Genomic DNA, 23,658 nt, shown 5'->3' on the forward strand with positions numbered 1-23,658 from the left:
GACGGCATAGCTATAGACGCCCGATGCGCTGAGCACGAGACTGCCATAGGTGCCGTTCAGTGCCGAACCGAGCGTGCCTGATGTCGCGCCGAAGACGACGGCCGTGACCGTCTTGGTGTCACCGGCATCCGGATCGGTGTCGTTGGTCAGCACATTGCCGCTCGCAACCACACCACCCGAACCATTGGCAATGCCACCCTTCTCGGTCGCGTCACCCGCATCGGCAACCGCCGTCGGCGTCGTGTTCGAACTCGGCGTGGTGAACATCACATCGACCCAATAGTTCGTCGACTCGAAGGTGCTCGTGGGATACAGGCTGGCGCTCCCATAGGTATATACGCCGTTGCCACTGGCTGGAGCCGTCAGGGGGCCGCTCGTCACATTGGAGACGAAGTAGCTGGCGGTTGTCGAATAGTGGCCGGTGTTCGTATGGTAGGACGCCGTGTAGGTCTGTCCGGCCGTCAGGGTCACCGGGCTGGTGAAATAGGCAGTCTGCCAGCCGCTCGCAGTCTCGTTCGTGAAGGTGAGGGTCGCAATCCGCGTACCCGTGCTCGACCAGAGTGAGCCGGTATGCGTGCCGGTGTCCTGGCTGCCCTTATAGAAACGAATGCCGGTAACGGTCCCTGCCACGGAGGTCTGGAATTTGACCCCGAGCTCGACGGCTGACGTATCGTCGGTGTTGACGACAGCAGGCGTCGCCGCGCCGAAGAGAGAGTAAAAGCTCGCGCCGGTCACGGTGACGGTGCGTCCTGCCGAGGGCGCTTCAAGATTGATGCTGTCGTCGACGGCCCGTGAGCGGATCGTGTAATTGCCCGCGATCTGCGGCGACCAGGTATAGGTCCAGTTCTCATCGCCTGTCGCCGGATGCCAGCTCGCCCCATTGTCGGTCGAGACCTCGACGCCGGCAATGACCCCGCCGCCCGTGTCTGTGGCGGTACCTGTAATCGTGACTGTGGAGCCAACAGTCGCCGTTGACGGCGCCGTGATGATGGAAGTCGGTGCAACATGATCCGTGGAGCCGGTCGTGGCGACGAGCCCGGATTGCAGCGTCCCAGGCTGAATGCCCATGTCGGCCAGCAAATTGACCATTGCCTGCTGCACGCGGGGATCGGTCGGGGTCGCCTCATTATCGTGATTGTTGCTTAAGCCCCATGTCCAGTAGACAGTACCGGCGCCAAACACCAATGCACCGCTCGGTGCACGATAAAGCGTCAGATTGTGGGTCGCGGTCGCGTTGCCGGTCGTGTTTCCGTAATCGAGCAAATAGGTGCTGACCGGAAGCGTCGTCGAAGACAGCTTGACGAGACCAGCCGGATCGAAGCCGTTATCGGTCGCTTCGTCCCACTCGTAGCCCAGATAGTTCTTGGTCAGCGTTGCCGTCTGGCCGGGCTGGAGATTGGAAACGCTCGTATTGCGCCAGAAACGCAGATTGGCGTCATCATATCCAACCGTGATCGCGCTGAGATTGCTGCCGACATCATCGACCTTGAACAGCTGCCCGGTCAGCGAGTTTTCCGGGTTTCCCCCACCGATAGCCGGTGGGCTGAGACGCGGATCGCGGAACGTGCCCGTCCATTCGTTCGAAGGGTCGATGCTGGCGCCGGGCGACCATGTCTCCTTGTAGGAAATAAGGGTGCGATAAGGAGTGCCGTCGGCGCTATAGGCGTTGCCCCAACGGGTACGCCAATAGACCTCGTTACCGCTCCAGAACATCAGGTTGACACCTGCATCGCGTGCAGCTTCGACATTGGTCCTCTGCTGTCCAGACCAATATTCGTCATGTCCGGCATCAACATAGGTCTTGTGATTGAGCAGCAGGCTGCCATAGCGGTCGACGTCGACACCCGACAGGTACGAAACATCATAGCCGTTCTGCTCCAGCCAGTAGATGCCTGCATATTCGGCGCCGAACAGATAGTCTTGCGGACCGGCATAAGTGCCAACCCCACCACGGGTCGCAATCGGCCTGTTGTAACTGACAGCATAGGCGCGACCAGCGCCCTGCCCCGTCGCCGGACCGTTGCCACCGTAGAAGTTTGCGCCACCCCAGCCATTGTAGGCTTGCCAGGTCTCGTCAGCGGTCTGGAAAACGATATCGCTGTGGCTGTCATCGTCGCGCACGATGAACGGAATCTGATTTTCGCCGAAGGTGCCATCCTGTCTCACGAGCTTGGCGATATAAACGCCTGAGACAGCATCATCAGGTACGGTCCACGAAGCCGAAACTGCCCAGTTGCCGGCATCCACGGTGCCGGTCGTGGCATTGCGCAACGGATTTGGTTGATTCTGCACGCCGGTGTGCTGAATGGTCGTGACCTTGCGCGCGCCCATGCCGCCATAATAGCCGAGGCGGTAGATATCGATCCGGTAATTGTTGGAATCCGTATCAATCTTGAAGCTGACCGTCTTGCCGTTGTCGACACTGATGTCGGTCGCAAATCCCTCGATATTGGAGCTGCCGGCCCCATCGATGCCCCACTCGCTCTCCGGATTGCCCGGCAGCAGGTTTTCCGCCACGACCTTGTTAGCGGGCGCCGCTGCCGCTGCGGCCGCCAGATTTTGCGTCGTTAACGACCGCTGCGTGATCGGCGGTGTAGTGACCGAACCGGAAAGGATGCCGACGCCCTTGGTGCCGGTTGCCGTTCCCATTTCTCCGCCGCCGGGCAACGATCCGTTCAAGTTCGTCGAGCCCGTCAACTTTGCGGTTCCGCGCCAGCTCGAGAGCGGGGATAAGTCACGATCAAGAAGCGGGTCGCTGACTGAGGCACCGATGGCCCGCTTGATCGTTGCTGCATAGTCCGGCCCTTCGGTCAGCCTCGTCCCCGGCAATTGACCATCCTGTTGAAGCATGGCGCCGCCATGGGCCCAATCGAGAATCCGCGTAGGGGATGTAAAATAGCCACATCCGCAGACACCAAAAGGCATGCCAAACGCCAATGAATTCGATCCACCGTGGTGCGCAGCAGCCGCTGCTGACGGGCTCGATTCGAGAATGACCACCTTGCCGGAGTGAGCGCGTGCACCCGCTACGGTGGCGGAACCTTGCCCTGACGCTGTCGGTGCGGGGCTCTGCGGCAGATACGGAGCCAGGGGATCGTCGCCTATGGTGCCCATGCCAGCATAGGTGCGATAAGGGGGCAATGCGGCGCCGTTCGCGTTCCGCTCGAAAGGTGCAAAAACCGGATTATGGGCCGACAGAACAGACGCGGCAGAATTTCCACTTCCAACACCCGTTTCGCGCGCCGCTGCGAAAGCCTCGGCCAAGGATGGGGACACTTGGTCAATATCGCCCCGACCGTCTGCTTCGCCGACCGTCTCCGCTCTCGGTTCGTCATCATGTCCGCTGAGCGCAAAGCTGTTGTCGGGACTGCCGACAAGGGCACCCCCCTTGCTTCCACCCGCTGTCTGCGCGGATGTCGCAAGTTGAGCACTATCCTCGGGGCGATCGGCGCCCTTGCGCGGCCTTGCCTTTCCACTGGCGGCCAGCCACCGGGGAACCCACGAATCCATCATGAGTGAGCGCGAAGCCCACCGGCGAGCGTTGCGATACATGGTGTGCCCTCTCGCGAAATTACCAGGATCAAATCTATGAGGATCGTTCGATACGCGGACCTCCGATTATAATCGAAAAGTGGACGAGTATGTCCTACCCCTTTCGACCTACAGGCTGCATCCTTTAGGCAAACGGGCTTTTGCGTGGACGCGCGACTTGCCTTTCGCGAGACAACAAGCGGTACGGTCGTCGGATCTGCTTCGCATCACGCACGGCTACTGGCGCACCCCGCCAAGCTCGCTGCCTTGCAGACGCAGCAACTGGCAATCCAGTCGCTCTCGATTGCCATCTCCTCTTGGCAGAACATTCTGTCGCTCTTCCGCGGCTGATGGGATCGCGAAACATGACCTGCCTGGCAACCGACGGTGGCCTATACAAATCGAACCGCGCTTCGATGGAGCGCGGCTTTTGACGACGGCGACCTCGCAGGCTCTCAGAGGCAAGGAACGGGCCACGAGACGATGTCCTAGGACCGGTTCGAGTGCGCTGCGCCCGACCCCTTCTTCCGAGACGCATTCCAAAATCGACGCACGGCCTCAAAATTGAGCACGTCAGCACATCCGGGGTCTTTCCCATCCAAAAGAGCTATCGTTTGGCGCAATCTTCGCCCGTTCGGAGTATTGATGCTGCGCCGTAACGATATAGGCTCTGCGCCGCCGTGACAGCACGCCGAATCGAAAGATATCGGTTGCAAGGGAGGGAGTCCTAGCGCGGTCAAAATCTGGAAAAAGCGAGAAACTGACATGAGACAATCCATGGAGAGGGTCATGGAGCGGCGATTGAGTGCCATCCTCGCTGCCGATGTGGTTGGCTACAGCCGGCTCATGGGCATGGACGAGACGGGCACGCTGCAGGCTTTGAACCGCCATCGCTGCGAATTGGTCGACATCCGCATATCCGATTACAAGGGCCGTATCGTCAAACTGACGGGCGACGGCATCCTGGCCGAGTTTCAGAGCGTCGTGAATGCGGTCGCCTGCGCCGCAGAAATCCAGCGCAGCATGGCCGTGCGCAACGAAAACGTGCCGAAGGAAGAGCGCGTCGAATTCCGCATCGGCATCAATCTCGGCGATGTCGTCGTCGAAAATGACGATATTTTCGGCGACGGTGTCAATCTTGCCGCGCGCCTGGAAGGCATTGCTCCGGTCGGCGGCATTGCCGTGTCGGCAATCGTGCGGGATCAGGTCGGTTCACGCCTCAATCTCGGCTTTGATTTTTTAGGTGAACACGTGTTCAAAAATATCCGACAGCCGGTTCAGGTTTACACAGTTTCCTTCGAGAAGCCGAGTTCTGCCCGCCTCGTCGCGCAGAACCGCAACACCTGTTTCATCGCCGTCCTGCCCTTCACCAATATGAGCGGCGATGCCGATCAGGATTACTTCTCCGACGGCATTACCGAGGATATCATCACCGATCTTTCCAAGGTCTCCAGCCTGCATGTGGTGCCGCGAAACACCGTCTTCACCTATAAGGGCGCATCGGTGAAGGTGAAGCAGGTCGCCCAGGAGCTCGGCGTGCGTTATATGCTGGAAGGCAGTGTGCGCATTGTCGGTACGCGGGTACGCATCTCCGGCCAGCTGATCGATACGACGAACGGCGACCATCTCTGGGCCGAACGCTATGATCGCGACCTCACCGATATCTTCGCCATCCAGGACGAGATCACCAACGCGATCGTCGGCCAGCTGAAGGTGCGGCTACTGCCGGAGGAACGCAAGGCGATCGCCGCCGAGCCGACGGCCAATGTCGAGGCCTATACCTATTACCTGAGAGGAAGGCAGCTCTCTCATACCTGGACCAAGTCCTATCTGCAGCTTGCCCGGCGCATGTTCTACAAGGCCGTCGAGCTCGATCCGGACTATGGCCGCGCCTATGCCGGCATCGCCGATTGCGATGCTGCGATCCGCGACTGGGCGCCCGACGACGTGCCCCTGGAGCGCATCCTCGCAATGAGCGCCAAAGCCCTGGAACTCGATCCCGACCTCGCCGAGGCCCATGCCTCCCGCGGCCTGGCGCTGCATCAAAACGGCGAGGACGACGAGGCCACGGCATCCTTCGAACGCGCGCTGGCGCTCGATCCCAATCTCTATGAAGCAAATTTCCACTATGCCCGCATCTTCTTCATGCGCGGGAATTTCGCCGAGGCGGTGCATTACTTTAGCCGTGCCGCCGAAATCCGCCCCGACGACTATGTTTCGCCGATCCACCTGATGTCCTCGTATCATTCTCTCGGACGGACGGTGGACAAGGAAAGCTGGGCGCGCATGGGCATTGAAAGAGCCGAGCGGGCGCTCAATCAGAACCCGGAAAATTCCGGGCCTGCCCATCGCGGCGCGCTTGCCCTTGCCCATCTCGGTGATGCGGCGCGGGCCTGCGATTGGGCCGCACGGGCAAGCGCCATCGATCCCGATGATATCGTCGCCCAATATAATCTTGCCTGCGTCCACTCCGTACTCGGCCATGTGGAACGGGCGATCGATATCCTGGAGGGCTTGCTGCCCCGAAGCTCCGTCTACCACATCAAATGGTTCACACATGATTCTGACCTGGACAACCTGCGGCGGCATCCGCGTTTCATGAAACTTGTCGCAGAAGCGATGAAAGAGCGGGAACAGGTGGAAGCATAGGTCGCGGCAGACGAAGGGCGCCAAACGCGGAGCGACCCTATGCTCTCGGCTGATAGGCAGCGTCCTGGGATATCAGGCAAACGGGCTTCTTCTCTGCCGGCACCTACACCAAGGTCCAGTTTGGTGTCTCCGCCGCTCTGATAATCCTCCGGGTTGAGAAGCGTAGAGCGAGGCCTAGCTTCCTTTTACCATCCACCTGAAACCCAAAGCCCGGGAGCCTTTCGATGAAGTCCAAAGTAGCTGATGTCCTGACAGAGGTGCTGCATTCGGCCGGAGTCAAGCGGATATATGGCGTAGTCGGAGACAGCCTGAACGGGCTCACGGAAGCGCTTCGAAAAAGAGGCGACATCGAGTGGGTCCATACCCGTCATGAAGAAACGGCAGCCTTCGCGGCGGGGGCCGAAGCCCACCTCAGTGGCGAACTGGCCGTGTGCGCCGGAAGCTGCGGCCCGGGCAACCTCCACCTCATCAACGGCCTGTTCGACTGCCATCGCTCGCGGGTCCCCGTCCTGGCCATTGCCGCGCAGATACCTTCGGCTGAAATCGGCAGAGGCTATTTCCAGGAAACGCATCCCGACCAGCTTTTCCGGGAATGCAGCCACTATTGCGAACTTGTCAGCCATCCGGAGCAATTGCCGGCAGTCATCGAAACGGCCATTCGCACGGCTATCGGAAAGCGCGGCGTTGCCGTCGTGGTCATTTCCGGCGACGTGGCATTGAGCGATTTCACCGCGAAGATTTCGACACCGGCCGCACTCACGCTGTCCCAGCCGAACGTCGTGCCGGCGAACGATCAGATCGATCGATTGTCGGAGCTGCTCAACAACAGTTCGAAAGTCACCCTTCTGTGCGGACGCGGTTGCGAAGGGGCGCATGACGAATTGATCGCCTTTGCGGATCGGCTCAAGGCGCCCATCGTCCACGCGCTCGGCGGCAAGGAACATGTCGAGTGGGACAATCCCTTCGATGTCGGCATGACCGGTCTGATCGGCTTCTCTTCGGGTTACAAGGCCATGCTGGAGTGTGACACGCTTCTTATGCTCGGCACCGATTTCCCATATCGGCAGTTCTACCCAACCGACGCCAAGATCGCGCAGGTGGACATTCGCCCGGAAAATCTTGGCCGCAGGGCCTCGCTGGATCTCGCAATCGTCGGCGACGTCAAATCGACACTGGCGGCAGTGCTGCCGAAGCTGACGGAGCGAACGGACCGGGATCATCTGGATGCCTGCCTTGCCGCCTATAAGAAGGCGCGGGAGGGCCTCGACGACCTCGCCACCGGCAGAGAGGGCGGCAAGATTCATCCGCAATATGTTGCACGCCTTCTGAGCGAACATGCCTCCGACGACGCCGTTTTCACCTTCGATGTCGGGACCCCCACGATCTGGGCTGCACGCTACCTGAAAATGAACGGAAAGCGTCGCCTGATCGGATCCCTGGTTCACGGGTCGATGGCCAACGCCCTTCCCCAGGCAATAGGCGCACAGGCAACATATAAGGAACGCCAGATCATCAGCATGTCCGGCGATGGTGGCTTTGCCATGTTGATGGGTGACTTCCTGACGCTCGTTCAGCAGAATCTGCCGGTCAAGGTCGTCGTCTTCAACAATTCCGTTCTCGGATTCGTGGCGATGGAAATGAAGGCTTCCGGCTTCCTTGAGACCGGCACTGAACTCAAGAATCCGGATTTTGCGGCGGTTGCCCGCGCAGCCGGAGTCCATGGCGTTCGCGTGGAGGATCCCGCCGAACTCGACGGTGCCATCAGGGAAATCCTGGCGCATCCCGGCCCGGCACTGCTCGACGTCGTTACCAATACGCAGGAATTGTCGATGCCGCCCAGGATCGAAGCAGCGCAAGTGAAGGGTTTCGGTCTCTGGGCCATTCGCGCGGTGATGAACGGCCGGGGAGACGAACTCGTGGACCTGACTGTCTCGAATTTCCTGTCTCGGTGAGTCGGACGCTACAGTAGATGGAAACCCTGCCGACGGCTTCGACCCCGGCCGGCAGGTTGTAGAAGCCGATGAAGCTTGATTCAATTCAGATAGGCATCGCGCCAATCACTGCCAGAACCGATCGTCATGCCAGCCTCGTTGAACAGATGAACGAAAGGCTCTCGTATGACGATCGGGATCCGTTCGCCCGAGACTGCCCGGCTGATGCCACGCAGTGCCACGGTGAAGCCATTCCCGGTCGCCGTCCCGGCATGGATGATCGTTTCCGATCCGAGGACTTCGGTGTCGCCGACCACGATCTGCAGGCTGCCCTCTCCGATTTCGCAATGTTCGGGCCTTATGCCGAACGTGACCGGGGCGCCATCGGACAAATCGACCTGACGACCGGGCAAGGAAATATGGGTGCCGTCCTCAAGCGAAACGCCCATCATGTCACCAATGCGCGCGATCCGGCCCGCGAGAAGGTTCATGGGCGGTGCGCCAAGAAAGCGGGCGACGAAAAGGTTAGCCGGGCGGGCATAAAGCTCGATCGGCGGGCCGACCTGTTCGATGCGGCCTTCGTTGAGCACGACGATCTGGTCGGCCATGGTCATTGCCTCGACCTGATCATGCGTGACGTAGACCATCGTCGACTTCAGCCGCCGATGCAGGCTGATCAGTTCCCCGCGCATCTTTACACGCAGTTCGGCATCGAGATTGGAGAGCGGCTCGTCGAAGAGAAAGGCCTTCGGCTCCTTGACGATGGCGCGGCCGATCGCAACACGCTGGCTCTGGCCGCCGGACAGCTGGCTCGGGCGACGGCTCATCAGGTGCTCGATCTGCAGAATATTGGCCGCCTTGGCGACGCGGGCGGCGATCTCCTGCCTGGCAAGTTTCTGGTTCTCCAGGCCGAATTTGAGGTTCTGCTCGACATTCATGTGCGGATAAAGCGCATAGGACTGGAAGACCATCGCCATGCCGCGCGCGGATGGCAGAAGATGGTCGCAGCGCTGGCCATCGATGCGGATTTCCCCTGAGGTTACTTCCTCCAGCCCTGCCATCATGCGCAAGAGGGTCGACTTGCCACAGCCGGACGGCCCGACAAAGACGGTGAACGAACCGTCGGCGATGGCGAGATCAATACCGTGTATGACTTCGAGACTTTGAAAGGCCTTGCGGACTGCCTTGAGTTCAATGCCGGCCATTATGCCACCGTCTTAAGTTCGATCGACTGGCCCGCTTCGATGGGCGTCTTCCCGGCAAGGCGATGCTTCAAATCGTCCACCGAGATTTCAGCGACCCTGAGGCTGCCTCCGAGCACGGCGAGAGTGAGACCATCGCCCTTGCGGGTCAATGTGCCGAATGCGCTGCCGGCTGACCAAAATAGACGATAGTCGCCTTGCACTTTCGGTGCGAAGGCAAGCGTGCCGGAGACGAAATCGGCGCTGAGCCCCGAGAAGGCGTTGACCAGCTGCCAGGCCGACATCGAGCGTGCGTAATAGGAGCCGCATTCGATATCGTTCCAGGGGTTGCGGCGCGAACCGTCATGGCGGTTGCGGGCGCCGCAGACAATATCCATGCCCTCCTCGATGAGGCCATGCATGATGAGGTGCGAGGCGGCCATATATTCGATGCCGGTCCAGACCTCTTCGGCATAGGGCGCAGCCACCATCGGCTGGCGAATGCCCTCGGGATAGGTTGCGATCAACAGCCCCGCCTCGTCCTCATACGCGTAATTGCGGCAGGGGTTGAAGTGATCTTCCAGCGTCGGGCGGAAGTTGTTTCTGTGCACCGATTTCAGCGCGATCCTGACCTTGTCGGCATCGAGGAACCCGCCGATCCCGGCGACCTCCGCATGCCATTGGCCGAGGATCTGATCGGAGATGCAGCCCTCGCCCATCTGATATTTGAGCTCCTGGAATTCCTCCGACCAGTAGGTTTCCATGAAACCATCGGCGAGAACGCCGGCGGCGCGGCCGACATCGAAGGGTATCAGCACGTCCTTGTCGGAGAGATCGATCTTCTGGATGAACCAACGGCCGTTGAAGAGTTCGGAATTGATATAGGCCGCACCGGCTTTGCCCATGCGCGCCGTCTTTTCCGAGAGCTCGGTATCGCCGAGGGCCGCCGCCATTTCGGAAACGCCGAGAAGGGCCGCCACATACATGGAGGCGAGCCAAGAGTTCGGCCCGAACAGTTCCATATCGAGGGTCTGATGCTGGCGGCCTGAGAGAATGCCGGTCTGATCGGGATCCCAACGATCAAGGTTTTCGGGCGACCAGGCATATTCGATGGCTCGTTTGACATTCGGCCAGTAGCGGCGCAGCCACTCGGTATCGCCGCAAAGCTTCCAGTCTCGATAGGTCTTGATGATCGCGCCGAAATGCCCGTCGGCGCAGGGGCCGATAATATCGAAACCTGAGCCGAGCGGCAGCTTCTGGCGGAAAGTCAGCCCGCCGGTCGGCAACTGGTTGTAGCTGAATTCGGTCTCGCGCAGCGTCCGCTCGATGGCAGGGAAAAGATGCGAGACCGCCTGCTGGTAATTCCAGACATGGGTGCAGGTGCCCTCGCAGGAGCCATCCTGGGTATGTTGGCCTTCCCAGGCCCAGAGTTCGCCATTCTCCAGCCGGATGCAGGTCGCGGTGCGCAGCAGCGCCAGCGTCGCGCTCGCCGCGTCCTTGACTTCTGCCGGAAGCGTCGTTTCGAAAAGTCCGTTGCGGAAGGCCGCGGTTTGCAAGTGCAATGCGTCCCAGCGCGTCAGGGCTTCAGTAGCGCTTGCGGTCGAATCCGCCCATTGCGTCGCATAATAGTTCGTCCAGCTCGGCGTTGGCCGATCGGGAATGGCCCCATCAGGCTTGTCGCGATAGGCCCAGTAGACATCGCCTTGCGGGAAGTTCCAGGTGATGACGAAACGCAGCTTCTTACGTCCTCCGGGTGCCAGGACGAAGCGGGCGCCGAGCGTGCCGTGTTCCGGCTGCAGGCTCATGTGCCGGGAGCTGCGCGGTTCATCGTAGTGTCGCTTCGGCAGACGACCGGGCCTTGCAAACTCCTTCCAGTAGACCGAGAGATCGTCGAACCACTGGCCCCGATAGTGATGGTCGGTATGCTCGACATCATCAGCATCCGTTGCGATCGTCAGATCGCCGCGTTGCGTCGCCGGCAGCGTCGTGTCAGACGAGGTCAGATGCAGGCTGCTGATCCCGCCTTCCCGTCTGAACGTATGGATGCCGCTGTTCGAGCCGTAATTGCCGAGCGTGCCGGCAAGCGTATAGGTCAGTTCGTCCGCGGTATCGTTGACAACATCGAATTCGAACATCGCAACTGGCATCGAGGAATCGCGGTCGTTGTGGGGAATGAAAGGGCTCAGCGCCGTCAGCCTGACGCCGCCGGGGAAACGCTGATCGTTAAAGACGAGATCGGCGATCGGGAAACGCCCGTAAAAATCGACCTCTTGGAAATGCGGCACGCCGACCAGCGTCTGGCGGTTGGCGCCATGGCCAAAACCGTCGAACATCTTGCGCAGGCCCGGCGCGCCGGAAGGGTTCAGATCATAGGGGCCGTTGAGCACACGGGCATCGACCAGTTCCCCACCCTTCTCGGCCTTGATGGCGAAATGCGAGTAGCCGTTATAGCCCTGCAGCGCCGGCCGGTTGCGGATCGACCAATCGATCAGCCGGCCGCTGCCGGAGATCGACAGCCCGCCGGAGCCGATGCCGCCGAGAGGAAAAGCAATATGGCGCGTGCGCGCGCCTTTATAGGCAAAGCGAGGTTCGATGGAAGCGAGATCATCCCACATGAAATCAATGTCCCTGATGTTAGTTCTTGATGCCGCTCATCGTGATGCCTTCGATCACGAATTTCTGGGCGAGGAGAAAGAGGAGAACGACGGGCAGGATCGACATGCTCATCGCCGCCATCACCACCGAGAGATTGCCGGAGGCCATGTAGCCGCGCAGCACGTCCATCGCGACCGGAAGCGTCAGCGATTCATTCGAGCTCAAAAGCACCTTGGCCTGGAAATAATAGTTCCAGGTCTGGGTGAAAGTGATGATACCGAGGGCCGAGAGTGCCGGGCGAAGCTGCGGTAGCGAGATCCGCCAGAAGATTTTGAAATAGCCGGCGCCATCCATCAGCGCCGCTTCCTCCAGCGCCTTCGGCTGGCTGAGCATGAATTGCCGCACCAGGAAGATGCCGAAACTGGAGGTGAGATACATAAGCGCCAGCCCGATCGGCTTGTCGAGCAGGCCGAGCCGCGCATAGCCGAGATAGATCGGCAGGATCGTCACCTGGGCTGGAAACATCAGTCCGATAAGCAGGATGAAGAACAATGTATCGCGTCCGCGGAAGTTCAGCCTGGCGAAGGAGAAAGCCGCGAACGTGCAGGTCACCATCTGGCCGACGGTGACGATGACGGCGATCATGACCGAGTTGAAATAGATCTCCAGGAACGGCACGCGCGAGGCCAGCACCTGCCGATAGTTGGTGAGGTTGAAATTCGGCGGCAGGAAGCTCGGCGGCAGCTTGTAGGCATCCGAGACCGGCCGGAACGACATCGAGAACAACCAGAGGAAGGGCAGCAGCATGCCGATCGCCATCACCACCATGGTGGCGATGATCGCCCAGTCGATCCAGCGCCGGGCCGCGCGTGTCTGCATCATACTGTTCATTGCTGCACCCACTTGCGCGAGAGGACCTGCTGGATGGCGGTGATGATGAGGATGATCACGGTCATAACGACCGAAATCGAGGCGGCATAGCCGATCTGGAAGCTGCCGAAGCCCTCCTCGACGATCTGGATCGACAGCGAGCGCGTGGCGTCACCCGGACCGCCCTGCGTCAGGATGACGATCGATTCAAACACCTGCAGCGCGCCGATCGAGGCGTAGACGATGCAGAAGAAGACGACTGGCGAGATATAGGGCAGCGTGATGCGGAAGAACTGGCGCCAGGCAGGCGTCCCGTCCATCACCGCCGCCTCCAGGATATTCTTCGGCACGCCCTGCAGGGCTGCGATGAAGATGATCATGAAGAAGCCGGTATTCTTCCAGACGTCCATGATGATGATCGAGGTCATCGCCTGGCCGGCATCGGTGAGCCAGCGTACACCCGGCAGACCGATCAGCCGCAGGTAATAATTGATGACACCGAGATCATCGCCATAAAAATAGGTCCAGACGATCGAGACGAAGGCGGCAGCGATGATGACCGGCAGAAAGAAGGCGAGCCGGAAGAAATAGAGCAGCCAGCCCGGCATGGCGCGGTTCAGCGCCAGCGCCAGTACAAGCCCGATCGAAACGTTGAAGGTGACAGCAAAGAGCGCGAAGCGCAGCGTGTTCCAGAGGATCTGAAGCGAGCGCTGATCTGTGAAGAAGCGGACGAAGTTGTCGAAACCGACCCATTGCGAACCGAGCATAGGATCGTAATAGGCAAAGGCGAGGATCGTTGTGACGATGACAGGCGCGATGACGAAGGTCAGGTAAAGCACCGTTGCCGGCAGCACGAAGAGATAGCCGGTCGCTGCCTGCGCGCGGCGTAGCTGTGAAGGCTGGTGTCTTTCGAAAGTGGCGGTCATGGCATCTGCTCGAATGGCGGACATGGTTTGTCATCCGCCGCGCCCGGAATGGCAGATGCCTGCATGGCAACATGCCACCCGGCCGCGACGGCGGGAGGGCGATCGTGAGAACCCTAGATCGATCAGCCGCCCATGCGCTTCTTCAGCCGCTCGAAGGAGGCGTTGAGCTCGGCATCTGCCTGCTTTACGCCATCGGCGATCGAGACCTCGCCGGCCATCATTGCCGTGTAGTAGCGGATGAAGATCTTCTCGACCTCCTGGAAATTGGCAGGAGACGGCACAGCCTTGGTGTTCGGCAGCGTCTGGTAATAGAGCGCGGCACTCGGCGGGAAGCTCAGGAAACCCGGGGTCTCGGCCGCCGACTTGCGGCCGGGAACGCCGCCGCCCTTTTCGCCCTCCTCCTTCTGCGTCTCCTCGCTTGTCAGCTCGAGGATCAGCGCCTTGGCAAGATCGGGCTCTTTGCTCGTCTTGGCGACAGCGTAACCGCCGAAGCCGATCACGGTCGTGTCGGTTACCTTGCTCGGCGGAATGGCGACATCCATGTTGAGCTTGTTGTTCTTGGCGCTCTGGACGATCCAGTGACCGCGACTGATCATCGCCACCTGGCCGGCCATGAACTGGTTGTCCATCATATCCTTGCCAGGGATCGGCGAGACGCCGTCGACATGGATGAGGTCGTGGAGGAACTGCAGGCTTTCGGCGACCTTGGGGTCGAGCATGTTGGATGCCGTCCACTCGTCGTTGATAGCGCCGGTGCCATTCGAGAAGAACCATGGCTGGACGAAGAAGTTCTGGTTCGGCACCTCATAACCGAACTGGGTGACATTGCCCGACGCATCCTTGACCGTCAGCTTCTTGGCGACGTCGCGGAATTCGTCCCAGGTCCATTTGCCGTCCTTCGGATAGGCAATCCCGGCCTTGTCGAACAGATCCCTGTTGTAGTTGATCATGATGTTGTTCCAGCCGATCGGGATATAGTTGATATCCCCCTTGTAGCTCGACTGCTTGAAGAGGCTCGGCGCGAAGTCGGAAAAGCCCGGATTGGCGGCCACGAAATCGTTGAGCGGCAGAAAGAGAGAGCGCGACGAGAAGCTCTGGAAGGTCTCGATAGCCGTGCCATAGACATCGGCCTGCTGGCCGGAATTGAACTGGCTGAAGACCTTGGTGACATAGTCGCCCCAGCCGGTCGAAATCGGATCGACGGAAAGCTCGACCTTGACGTTGGGATATTTCTTGTTGAAACGCGCAATCGCGTTGGTCATGGCCGATAGTTCGGCGTCACCGCCGAAGCCCTGCATCTTCAGGGTCGCCGTGACATCCGATTGCGCAAAGGTGCGGCCGACACTTGCGCCGACGGCAAGAGCGGCAGACGAAATCAGCAGCGAACGCCGCGAGAACTCATGCATGTGATCCTCCCTATGCGCCTCCTCCGGCGCGTTCCCATCTATCCGGCCTCCACCGGTCGAAACGTTTCGTAGGCTGTTACTGAAATATCGCGGATCCAGCTCTTCCTCGGTCCCGCGTGGCGTCATTTGCTTAGTCGAAACGTTTCGTATAAGAGCATCAGAACGCCCTCGTGGCAAGAGGGTTCGACAAAAAGCGCTGGGGAGGATGCATGGCCACCATCAAAGACGTGGCAAAACGGGCGGGTGTCGCCATATCGACTGCATCGGCCGCGCTCAACCGCTCAGCTCCCGTCAGCGACGAGGTGATTGCCAAGGTCGAAGCCGCCGTCCGCGACATCGGATATATCCCGCATGCCGGCGCGCGCAGCCTGCGCATGGGCCAGTCGCGGCTGATCGGCCTGATATTGCCCGATATCACCAACCCGCATTTCGCCAAGGTCGCCAAGGTCGTCGAATCCGCCTGCCTCAATGCCGGTTACATGGCGGCGGTCTATTCGACGAGCGAGGATCATGATCGCGAGCAGCAGATCCTGACCATGATGCGCATGCAGCGCGTCGAAGGGCTCATCATTATTCCGACACGCTCGGATGCCGAACATGGCGCCCGCATGGTCGACAAGATCCATGTGCCGACGATCCTGCTCGACAGCTTCATCGAGGGCTTGCCCTATGACGTGATCAAGCTAGACAATATCGCCGCCGGCCGCATCGCCACGGAGCATCTGATCGGCCTTGGTCACAGACGGATTGCAGTGACCGTCGGGCGCAACAACATCATCACCGGTGAAGATCGTCTTGCCGGCTATATGCAAGCCCATGCTGCCCATGACCTGCCGGTTGATCCAGGTCTGCTGCTTGAGGGGCGTTTCGACCAGGCGCTCGCGCATGACAGCACGATCAGGCGCATGCGCGAGCCGGATCCGCCGACCGCGATTTTTGCACTGTCGAACATGATGACGCTCGGCGTCCTGAATGCGCTGCGCGAATTGGGTTTCAGAGTGCCTGATGACGTCTCGGTCATCGGGATAGACGATTTCGATTTTGCAAACATCATGAACCCACCGCCGACAGTCGTTGCGGCCCCGGTGCTCGAGATGGCCCGAAAAGCGATCTCCACGCTTCTCAGCGAGATCTCCGAGAAAACGCCGCCAAGTGCTGCGCGGACGATCTTTTCCCCAACCCTGGTTCTTCGTGAATCCTGCGCGGCACCCGCAGCCGAGCGGGCCAAGGCATGACCTGAGGAACTACAGCCGATTGGGATCGGCGCGGCGTCACATACCATTGCGCCCGCTTCATAAAAGCATCATGCGCATTTGCAATGAGAAACGCCGAACTGCCCGCCATCCTCAATCATCACACGGATTGTCTTCATGAAATTGTCTTCGACCGCCGCGCGTCTGTCACCAACAGCCTCGCCCCGCCTTCTCGTACTCGCCGAAACAGCCCTCAAGGCAGGAGAGACGGCGCGCAATGCGCTCAGACGACGCACGGCCGCCGAGATGGTCCACAAGGCGCCGCGCGATTACCAGACGGAAATCGATGTCGCGGTTGAACGGATCATCGTCGAGGAGATGATGGGCGCATTCCCCGCCTATGCGATTAAGGGCGAGGAAGAGGTCGGCAACCGGCAGGCCGGCGCGGATGCACCGGTCATCTATATCGACCCGATCGACGGCACGACCAATTTTGCCTGGGGCATCCCGCATTTCGGCATGACGATCTCGATCGCCGAGGCCGGCCGTGTCGTTGCGGGCGTCGTCTATGACGCCATGCAGGACGAGCTCTTCAGTGCGGAGGCCGGCAGCGGCGCCTGGCTGAACGGCGAACAGATCCATTGCGCCGCGGTTGCCGATATCCAGAACGTGCTCGTCGGTGCCGGCCTGCCGATCCCCGGCCAGGTCAAGGCGGTCCCGGAAGAGCTTTATTTCGATGCCGTCAAGCGCCTTATGGCCAATACCGCCGGCGTGCGTCGTCTCGGTTCGGCAGCGCTTTCGATCGCCTATGTCGCCTGCGGCCGGCTGGACGGCTTTTTCGAGGACGGCCTGTCGGTCCATGACTTTGGCGCCTCGGCACTGATGGTCGAGGAAGCGGGCGGTATCGTCACGAGGTTTTCAGGCGCCGCCGTCACCGGCAAAGGCGACATCCTGGCGGCAAGCAAGGCACTCTATCCCTGGCYGCAGGAAGGTTTTCAGCCGAAGGCCTGAGACACTTCAGGCCGTAGAGAGCGGCTGCACGGTTGCAGCCGTTTGTGCCACTGCCGATTGGTGGATCAGCGCATTGTCGCGAAAGGCGAAGAAGCCGGAGCAGCTGGTGGTGACGACCATCCCAGCTCTGATCATATCGGTCGGCGCAACCATTGCCTTCAGCCTGACATGATCGGCAAGGTCGATATCGACAATCTTGTGCGTGCCGAAATCGCTGACCCGGTGGACGGTCGCGTTTGCCGGCCGGCTGACAGGGCGCACCGTCAGGGCTTCCGGACGCATCGCCAGTGTCACCGGACCGTCCGCAACGGGGATCGAAAAGCCGAAAAGCGGATGCGTGCAGACCCCGTTGCGGATCTCGCTCTCAACGAAATTCATCGAGCCTATGAAGCCCGCGACGAAAGCCGTCTGCGGCTCGCGATAGATTGTGCTCGGCGGAGCCACCTGTTCTGTGCGGCCATCGCGCATGACGACGATGCGGTCGGCAAGTGCCAGGGCCTCGTCCTGACCGTGGGTGACGAACAATGTCGTGATGCCGAGCCGCTGCTGGATGTCGCGGACCTCCTCCCGCAGCCGCTCGCGCAGATGCTGGTCGAGGCTAGCGAACGGCTCGTCCAGCAGCAGGATCTTCGGCTCGAGGACGAGCGAGCGGGCAAGTGCGACGCGCTGCTGCTGGCCGCCGGAAAGCTGCGTCACTGAGCGCCGTCCGTAGTCGGCAAGACCGACGAGGGCGAGAGCGTCCTCGACGCGCTGGCGGATCTCGGCCTTCGGCAGGCGCCGCAGCTTCAGGCCGAAGGCGATATTGTTGAAGACATCCATATGCGTCCAGAGCGCATGGCTCTGGAAGACCATGCCGGTCGGGCGCCGCTCCGGCGGCAGGTTCGTCACATCCCTGGCGTCGATGCGAATGCTGCCTTCGCTCGGCCGCTCGAAGCCGCCGATCATGCGAAGCAACGTCGATTTGCCGGAACCCGAGGGGCCGAGCAGGCAGACGAGTTCGCCGTCACCGACCTCGAGCGAGAAGTCGCGGACGGCAAAGGTGTGGCCAAAGCTCTTCGCAACGCCTTCGATCGCCAGATGTGCCATTCTTGAAACCCTTTCTACCGGCGCTCAGGCGCCGAAGCCCCGCGCGAAGGCGCCGGTCCCGACGACGCGCCGCGCAAATATCAATGCCGCAAAGGACGGCACCCACAGCATGACGGAGAGGACCGCGCCATATTGCACGACGATCTGGTTGTTGATGAAGCTGATCATCAGCACCGGCATGGTACGGATCTCCGGCGCACCGATCAGCCAGGCGCCCTCCGTCTCGTAGAAAGTGCCGACGAAGGTCAGAAGCACTGCCGCTGAGATCGTCGGCGCAGCCTGAGGCAAGGTGATCGACCAGAAGACGCGAAGCGGCGTGGCACCGGCATCACGTGCTGCCTCCTCCATGCGCCGGTCGACATTCTGGAAGGCGGCAACCGGGATCCAGATCATCAGCATCAGCGTGCCGACGAGCTGAATCAATACCACGCCCCAGAAGGTGCTGATCAGCCCCATCTGCAGGAAGATACCGGCAATCGCCACCAGCAGGCCGAATTTCGGAAAGGCATGTGAAGCGAGGAACGACAGGAACAGGATATTGCGGCCAGGAAAACGCATTCTTGCGAAAGCATAGGCGGCCGGAAGGCAGATGATTGCCGAAAGCAGCGTCACCGTCGCCGTCAGCCGCAGGCTGAGAAACAGCGCATCCCAGACATCCTTGCGCGCCAGCGTCTGCGACCAGAAACGCAGGCCGAACTGCTGGGGAATGACGGAAGGATAGCGCCAGACCTCGGTGAAGGCCCAGGTGGCGACAACCAGCAGCGGCAGTGCGATGAACAGCGTGAGCAGGAGCGAAAGAGCAAAGCCTGTCCAATCGAATTTCAAGGCGGTCGACTGGCGCATCATCGGCCCTCGCGATTGCGGGCGATCGACCAGACGTAGAAGATGCCGAAGAGAAGACAGAAGCCGAAGGTGATGACCGCCTGCGTGAGCGCACTCAGCGGATCGTTCATGTCGGCAAAGGTGCGCTGCATGAAAGGCCCCATCATCTCCGGCGAGGCGCGACCGAGCACATAGGGCAGTGTGAAGGCTGAGAATATGCCGAGAACGGCAAAGGAAGCGGTGACCAGCAGGGAATTGCCCATGCGCGGCAGAATGATCGAGACAAAGACCCTGAAAGGCGTCGCGCCGACGTCGCGGGCCGCCTCGATGGAGCGATTGGAAACAGAGGTGAGCCCCGCCGTCAGCATCAGCACGGTCAAGGGCAGATTGTCCCAGACGAGGCCGATGACCGGTCCCCAGGGCGTCAGATAGGGGCTCGGCAGCTTGGGAAGGCCGACGGCGTTGAGCAGGATGTCGACCGTGCCATTCGGTCCGATCGTGCGGATCAGCGCATAGGAAAGGATGATCGAGGGCACGAACATCGGAAAGATCGCGAGGCCCTGCACATAGGCGGCAAGGCGACCGCCGGAAAAGCGCAGGTAAAGGGCAATCGGAAGGCCGATCACAAGCAAAAGCAGGCCGCAGATGAAAGTCGTCCACAGCGTCAGCCAGAGGTTGGCCAGACTGTAACCATCAGTGAAGAAGAATTGGTAGGAGGCAAGCGAAAACTCGGTCGTCCCGTCCGGCTGACGGACGAAGATGGTGGTCGTAATCGCCGAGAAGATCGGAAAGATGATCAGCCAGCCGACCAGAAAGACCGGCATGCCGACGAGGAGGAGCCCGTAAAGGCTCCCCCTGCCTGGAGACTGAGCGCGGCGCGCGACCGCAGGCTGCGCGGCATCCGCCGCCATCAGGTGCGGCTGATTCCGGGAGCGACGTTGCGGTACCAGCCGTCATTGATCGCCTTTTCCCAATCGCCGCCCGGGAAGGTCGGGATGGTCGCCGGGATGACGTCGGCATATTTCTTGCGCAGGTCTTCAGAAATGTGATCCCAGGAAACGCCCGGGAAGCCGCCGATCTCGGTGATGATGGCTTCCTGCATCTCGCTCGTCAGCATGAAGGCTGCGAGCTTGAGGGCGGCGTCCTTGTTGGCGCCGTTCGTGAAGATCGTCATGGCGGAAAAACCGCCGCAGAGCGCGAGGTCGGAGAGCTGCACGAGGCCGGTCGTCTCGGGCAGAACGCCCTGGGAGATCGCCTGCAGGACCTGGTCGGACCAGACCGGAGCGATGGTGACGACGCCCTGGGCGAGCAACTGGATCGACTGCGTGTTGCCGGCGGTATAGGCGCCCTTCTGGTAGAGCGACGGCGCGAGATCGTTGAGGATCTGCCAGGCCGGCGTCAGCGTCTGGCTGGCATAGTCGGCATTAAAATTGTCGATCTTGAACTTCTTCGGATCGCGGCCGTTGGCTTCATGGATGGCACGGCGGACGAAATTGCCGCCCGAACCGCCCTTGTCCGGACGATTGTAGATGAACTGGCCGGGATTGGCCTTGATCCAGGCCGTCAGCTGTTCCCAGGTCTTCGGCGCATCCTTCTGGTCGAGCTTGGTCTTGTCATAGGCAAGCAGAACCTGCGAGCCGCGATAGGGCAGCGCGTAGGGCGTATCGAAAGCGAGCGGGTTGACGCGGTCGAAGCCCTGGACATTCTCAGCGGAGAACTTCACCCAGAGACCGGCATCAATACCACCGGCCGGAAGGCGCGGATCAAACTGTTCGAAGAGATCGGCCTGCGGATCGGTCTTGGTCTTAAGTGCTGCAAGAGTACGGTCGGCAATGGCGCGCAAGCCATTATTGTCGCCGGCATCGGTGACCTTCAGCGTGACGTCCGGATGAGCTTTTTCGAAAGCCGGACGGATGATGTTGTTCCAGAGGTCGATGATATTGGAATCCGAGCCGCTGTAGAGGTCGATCGTGCCTGCGGCGGCCGAGGCGAAGCGCGGAAGAGCCAGAAGGCCCGCAGCCGCCGACGATGTGATCAGAAATTCGCGTCTATTCATATCCTGTCTCCCTTCGCTATCGAGGCTGCGCCCCAGATGAGTTCTGAGACTTGCTAGCCCTGGCGCGTAACATCGGAATGACAGAAGCGAAGAGAAATGCACACGTGTGCCAGGCCGCCTCCCGATTTTCGTCGGGCATTCCCCGACAATGGCATCTTCGACGAAGGGGCGGCAAAATTCCAGGCGCCTCCGGGCCGATCCGGATCATCAACCCGATCGACAGGACATCAATTTTGTTTGCGGCGGCGACGTCTTGTCGGGTTGGGGTGGCCCTCGAGCGAGGACCACCTATTTCGACGTCGTCAGCGTACTGACTTGAAAGCCGCTCTCACTTCCTCGGCGAAGAGCTGGGGCTGCTCCCAGGCGGCAAAATGCCCGCCTTTTTCGACCTGATGATAGTATGTCAGCGAGGGATAGGCCTGCTTGGCCCAGCTTTCCGGTGCACGATAGATCTCCTTTGGAAAGACCGTGATGCCAACCGGGATTTTGATGTCCTTCGTCTTCTGCGCCTCGGCGCTGAAGTTGTTGTTGTTGTTCTCCCAATAGAACCGCGATGACGATGCGCCGGAATTCGTCAGCCAGTAGAGCGTGATGTCATCAAGCATTTCGTCCTTGGAAAAAACGCGCTCTGGAACGCCGCCACTGTCGCTCCATTGGGCAAATTTCTCGTAGATCCAGGACGCCAGGCCAGACGGCGAGTCGGCAAGCGAATAGCCGATCGTCTGCGGCCGGGTCACCATTATCGCGCCATAGGCAGCATTTCGTCCGAAGAAGGTGCTCAAGGAATTATACGCTTCTCGCTCGGGCGACGACAGGCTCGCGGGGGCCGGGTCTCCGCTGTTGATGGCCTTCATGAGGTCGCCCGGAACCGTCGCGGGCATATTGAGATGGATTGCCAGCAAGCCCTTCGGCGCCTGGCGCGCCAACGCGTCGGAGATCACCGAACCATGGTCGCCACCTTGAGAAACATAGTGGTCATAGCCGAGCCGCTTCATCAGGACGTCCCAAGCGCGGGCGACCCGCTCCGGTCCCCAGCCCTGATCGACCGGATGCCCGGAAAATCCGTAGCCCGGTATCGAGGGGATGACCACGTCGAACGCATCTTCCGGCCGGCCACCATATGCCGTCGGGTCCGTGAGAGGACCTATGGTCTTGATGAACTCAAATACCGATCCGGGCCAGCCATGTGTCAGAATGATAGGAAGAGCGTTGGGATGGCGCGAACGAACATGGATGAACTGGATGTCGACACCGTCGATCGTGGTGACAAATTCCGGCAATGCATTGAGCTGCGCCTCGGCCTTGCGCCAGTCGTACTGAGTTCCCCAATAGCGAACCAGTTCCTGGACCTGTGACAGCTGGATACCCTGAGAGGCGTCGTCGACGGTCTCCTTGTCTGGCCATCGGGTGTCAGTGATGCGTCTGCGCAGGTCGTCGAGTTGCGACTGCGGAACGTGGATCTGGAACGGACGGATGCTGTCGTCTGAACTCGTAGCTTTCGTGGCGGCACCCGAAGCAAGATCGGCGGCATGGGCCGGCAATGCATAGGCTGCCGGAATGAGCAACAGAGAACCAAACGCTATGGCGATTACTTGATCGGCGATGCCACGCCGCGTTGAAACATTGTCGGTCTTCGTCATGAAACACTCACCTTCGATTGCGGCCGCATTCGCAGCGCCTGTTAACGAAGAGCGGTTTCAAGGATTGACGTGTCCCGCATATTTCGAAAATCGGCTGAAGTGTATCAGCGTGTACCGGCGACGCAGATTGCCGGCAGTTCTCCCCAGGCGTATCATTCGAACGATCCGCGGTCGGCTGCATTGGCAGGGGCACCCATGACGCCCCTGCGAACAGCGAAAGCACGACTATTTGCTGTCCCGAGGATGATGGCCGCAAACGCGGGTTGGAGATCCCCTTGGAAGATCGAACAATTCAAAAGACATTGGAGCGCCATTGGGAGGCTTCGGACGCAAACGATTTCGACGTCGAACACGAGATCTATCACGAAGATGCCTTTTTGGATTATCCGCAATCAGGGGAGCGGATCCGCGGCAGGCACAACATTCAAGAAAGCCGGTTCGTCCAGCCAAACAAGAAGCAGTTTACAGTCCGACGAATTATCGGCAGCGGAGATCTGTGGGTCACCGAATTCACACTCACCTATGACGGCACGCCCTCTCATGCCGTCAGCATCATGGAATTTCGTGACGGGCTGGTAGCCCGTGAAACGCAATATTTCGCCGATAGTTTCGAGCCATCACCTTCTCGGGCACATCTTACAGAGCGGATGACGAAATAGACTTTTCCTTGATGGGGCAAATTCCCGCTTAATTCACGACGCAAGCATTTGCGCCTCATCGAGAGCCGGGAAAGTGGCCATGTTCCCCGCATAGCTGGGAAG

At 60.3% G+C, this 23,658-nt stretch carries 17 protein-coding genes; 6 read left to right on the top strand and 11 right to left on the bottom strand.

Going from position 1 to position 23,658, the window contains the following annotated elements:
- Positions 1–3,552 (bottom strand): N,N-dimethylformamidase beta subunit family domain-containing protein (locus AC1DTN_RS35960; RefSeq protein ID WP_477924864.1); only part of this gene is annotated, 3,552 nt, incomplete at its 3' end.
- A 144-nt stretch (positions 3,553–3,696) separates the two neighbouring features.
- Between AC1DTN_RS35960 and AC1DTN_RS35965 the strand changes: the two genes are divergently transcribed.
- The 3 genes from AC1DTN_RS35965 (at position 3,697) to poxB (ending at position 8,132) form a co-directional block, all read left to right on the top strand.
- Complete coding sequence (locus AC1DTN_RS35965; RefSeq protein WP_477924865.1) at positions 3,697–3,882, top strand: hypothetical protein; 186 nt, start codon at positions 3,697–3,699, stop codon at positions 3,880–3,882.
- Between the two features lie 438 nt (positions 3,883–4,320).
- Entirely contained in the window at positions 4,321–6,180 is a 1,860-nt protein-coding gene (locus AC1DTN_RS35970) for a TPR end-of-group domain-containing protein (RefSeq protein ID WP_113323824.1), read from the top strand.
- Between the two features lie 224 nt (positions 6,181–6,404).
- A complete protein-coding gene (gene poxB / locus AC1DTN_RS35975) occupies positions 6,405–8,132 on the top strand; it encodes a ubiquinone-dependent pyruvate dehydrogenase (RefSeq protein ID WP_113323825.1) in 1,728 nt (575 codons plus the stop codon).
- An 80-nt stretch (positions 8,133–8,212) separates the two neighbouring features.
- Here the strand turns inward: poxB and AC1DTN_RS35980 are convergent, their stop codons facing one another.
- The 5 genes from AC1DTN_RS35980 to AC1DTN_RS36000 form a co-directional block, all read right to left on the bottom strand.
- The gene (locus AC1DTN_RS35980) at positions 8,213–9,316 is read right to left on the bottom strand and encodes an ABC transporter ATP-binding protein (RefSeq protein ID WP_477924867.1); all 1,104 of its coding nucleotides are present in this window, start codon (positions 9,314–9,316) and stop codon (positions 8,213–8,215) included.
- Positions 9,316–11,907: a GH116 family glycosyl-hydrolase gene (locus AC1DTN_RS35985; RefSeq protein ID WP_477924868.1), complete on the bottom strand. Its 2,592-nt coding sequence runs from the start codon at positions 11,905–11,907 to the stop codon at positions 9,316–9,318. Before AC1DTN_RS35985 ends, AC1DTN_RS35980 begins: the two co-directional genes overlap by 1 nt.
- Positions 11,908–11,926: 19 nt before the next feature.
- The gene (locus AC1DTN_RS35990; RefSeq protein WP_477924870.1) at positions 11,927–12,778 is read right to left on the bottom strand and encodes a carbohydrate ABC transporter permease; all 852 of its coding nucleotides are present in this window, start codon (positions 12,776–12,778) and stop codon (positions 11,927–11,929) included.
- Entirely contained in the window at positions 12,775–13,707 is a 933-nt protein-coding gene (locus tag AC1DTN_RS35995) for a carbohydrate ABC transporter permease (RefSeq protein ID WP_442207678.1), read from the bottom strand. The genes AC1DTN_RS35990 and AC1DTN_RS35995 overlap by 4 nt, the downstream gene beginning before the upstream one ends.
- 98 nt (positions 13,708–13,805) lie before the next feature.
- Positions 13,806–15,089, bottom strand: a complete 1,284-nt coding sequence (locus AC1DTN_RS36000; RefSeq protein WP_113323829.1) for an ABC transporter substrate-binding protein — start codon at positions 15,087–15,089, stop codon at positions 13,806–13,808.
- A 209-nt stretch (positions 15,090–15,298) separates the two neighbouring features.
- Between AC1DTN_RS36000 and AC1DTN_RS36005 the strand changes: the two genes are divergently transcribed.
- Together AC1DTN_RS36005 and AC1DTN_RS36010 are read left to right on the top strand one after the other, a co-directional pair.
- Positions 15,299–16,324, top strand: coding sequence for a LacI family DNA-binding transcriptional regulator (locus AC1DTN_RS36005; RefSeq protein ID WP_477924871.1), 1,026 nt, complete (start codon positions 15,299–15,301; stop codon positions 16,322–16,324).
- A 135-nt stretch (positions 16,325–16,459) separates the two neighbouring features.
- Positions 16,460–17,293: an inositol monophosphatase family protein gene (locus AC1DTN_RS36010; RefSeq protein ID WP_477924872.1), complete on the top strand. Its 834-nt coding sequence runs from the start codon at positions 16,460–16,462 to the stop codon at positions 17,291–17,293.
- A 6-nt stretch (positions 17,294–17,299) separates the two neighbouring features.
- On the opposite strand, the gene AC1DTN_RS36015 is transcribed toward AC1DTN_RS36010, so the two are convergent.
- From AC1DTN_RS36015 to AC1DTN_RS36035, 5 genes are all read right to left on the bottom strand, one after another.
- Positions 17,300–18,379: an ABC transporter ATP-binding protein gene (locus AC1DTN_RS36015; RefSeq protein ID WP_477924873.1), complete on the bottom strand. Its 1,080-nt coding sequence runs from the start codon at positions 18,377–18,379 to the stop codon at positions 17,300–17,302.
- 24 nt (positions 18,380–18,403) lie between these two features.
- Complete coding sequence (locus AC1DTN_RS36020) at positions 18,404–19,225, bottom strand: ABC transporter permease (protein ID WP_113323833.1); 822 nt, start codon at positions 19,223–19,225, stop codon at positions 18,404–18,406.
- Positions 19,222–20,112: an ABC transporter permease gene (locus AC1DTN_RS36025; RefSeq protein WP_477924874.1), complete on the bottom strand. Its 891-nt coding sequence runs from the start codon at positions 20,110–20,112 to the stop codon at positions 19,222–19,224. The genes AC1DTN_RS36020 and AC1DTN_RS36025 overlap by 4 nt, the downstream gene beginning before the upstream one ends.
- Positions 20,112–21,257 carry an extracellular solute-binding protein gene (locus AC1DTN_RS36030; RefSeq protein WP_477924876.1) on the bottom strand — a complete coding sequence of 382 codons (1,146 nt, stop codon included), beginning with the start codon at positions 21,255–21,257 and terminating at the stop codon, positions 20,112–20,114. Before AC1DTN_RS36030 ends, AC1DTN_RS36025 begins: the two co-directional genes overlap by 1 nt.
- 302 nt (positions 21,258–21,559) lie before the next feature.
- On the bottom strand, positions 21,560–22,897 hold the full coding sequence (locus AC1DTN_RS36035; RefSeq protein ID WP_477924877.1) for an epoxide hydrolase family protein: 1,338 nt from the start codon (positions 22,895–22,897) through the stop codon (positions 21,560–21,562).
- Between the two features lie 275 nt (positions 22,898–23,172).
- Between AC1DTN_RS36035 and AC1DTN_RS36040 the strand changes: the two genes are divergently transcribed.
- A complete protein-coding gene (locus tag AC1DTN_RS36040) occupies positions 23,173–23,556 on the top strand; it encodes a nuclear transport factor 2 family protein (protein ID WP_477924879.1) in 384 nt (127 codons plus the stop codon).
- The last annotated feature ends 102 nt before the right edge of the window (positions 23,557–23,658 follow it).

The organism is Rhizobium sp. 01T444, assembly GCF_056398305.1.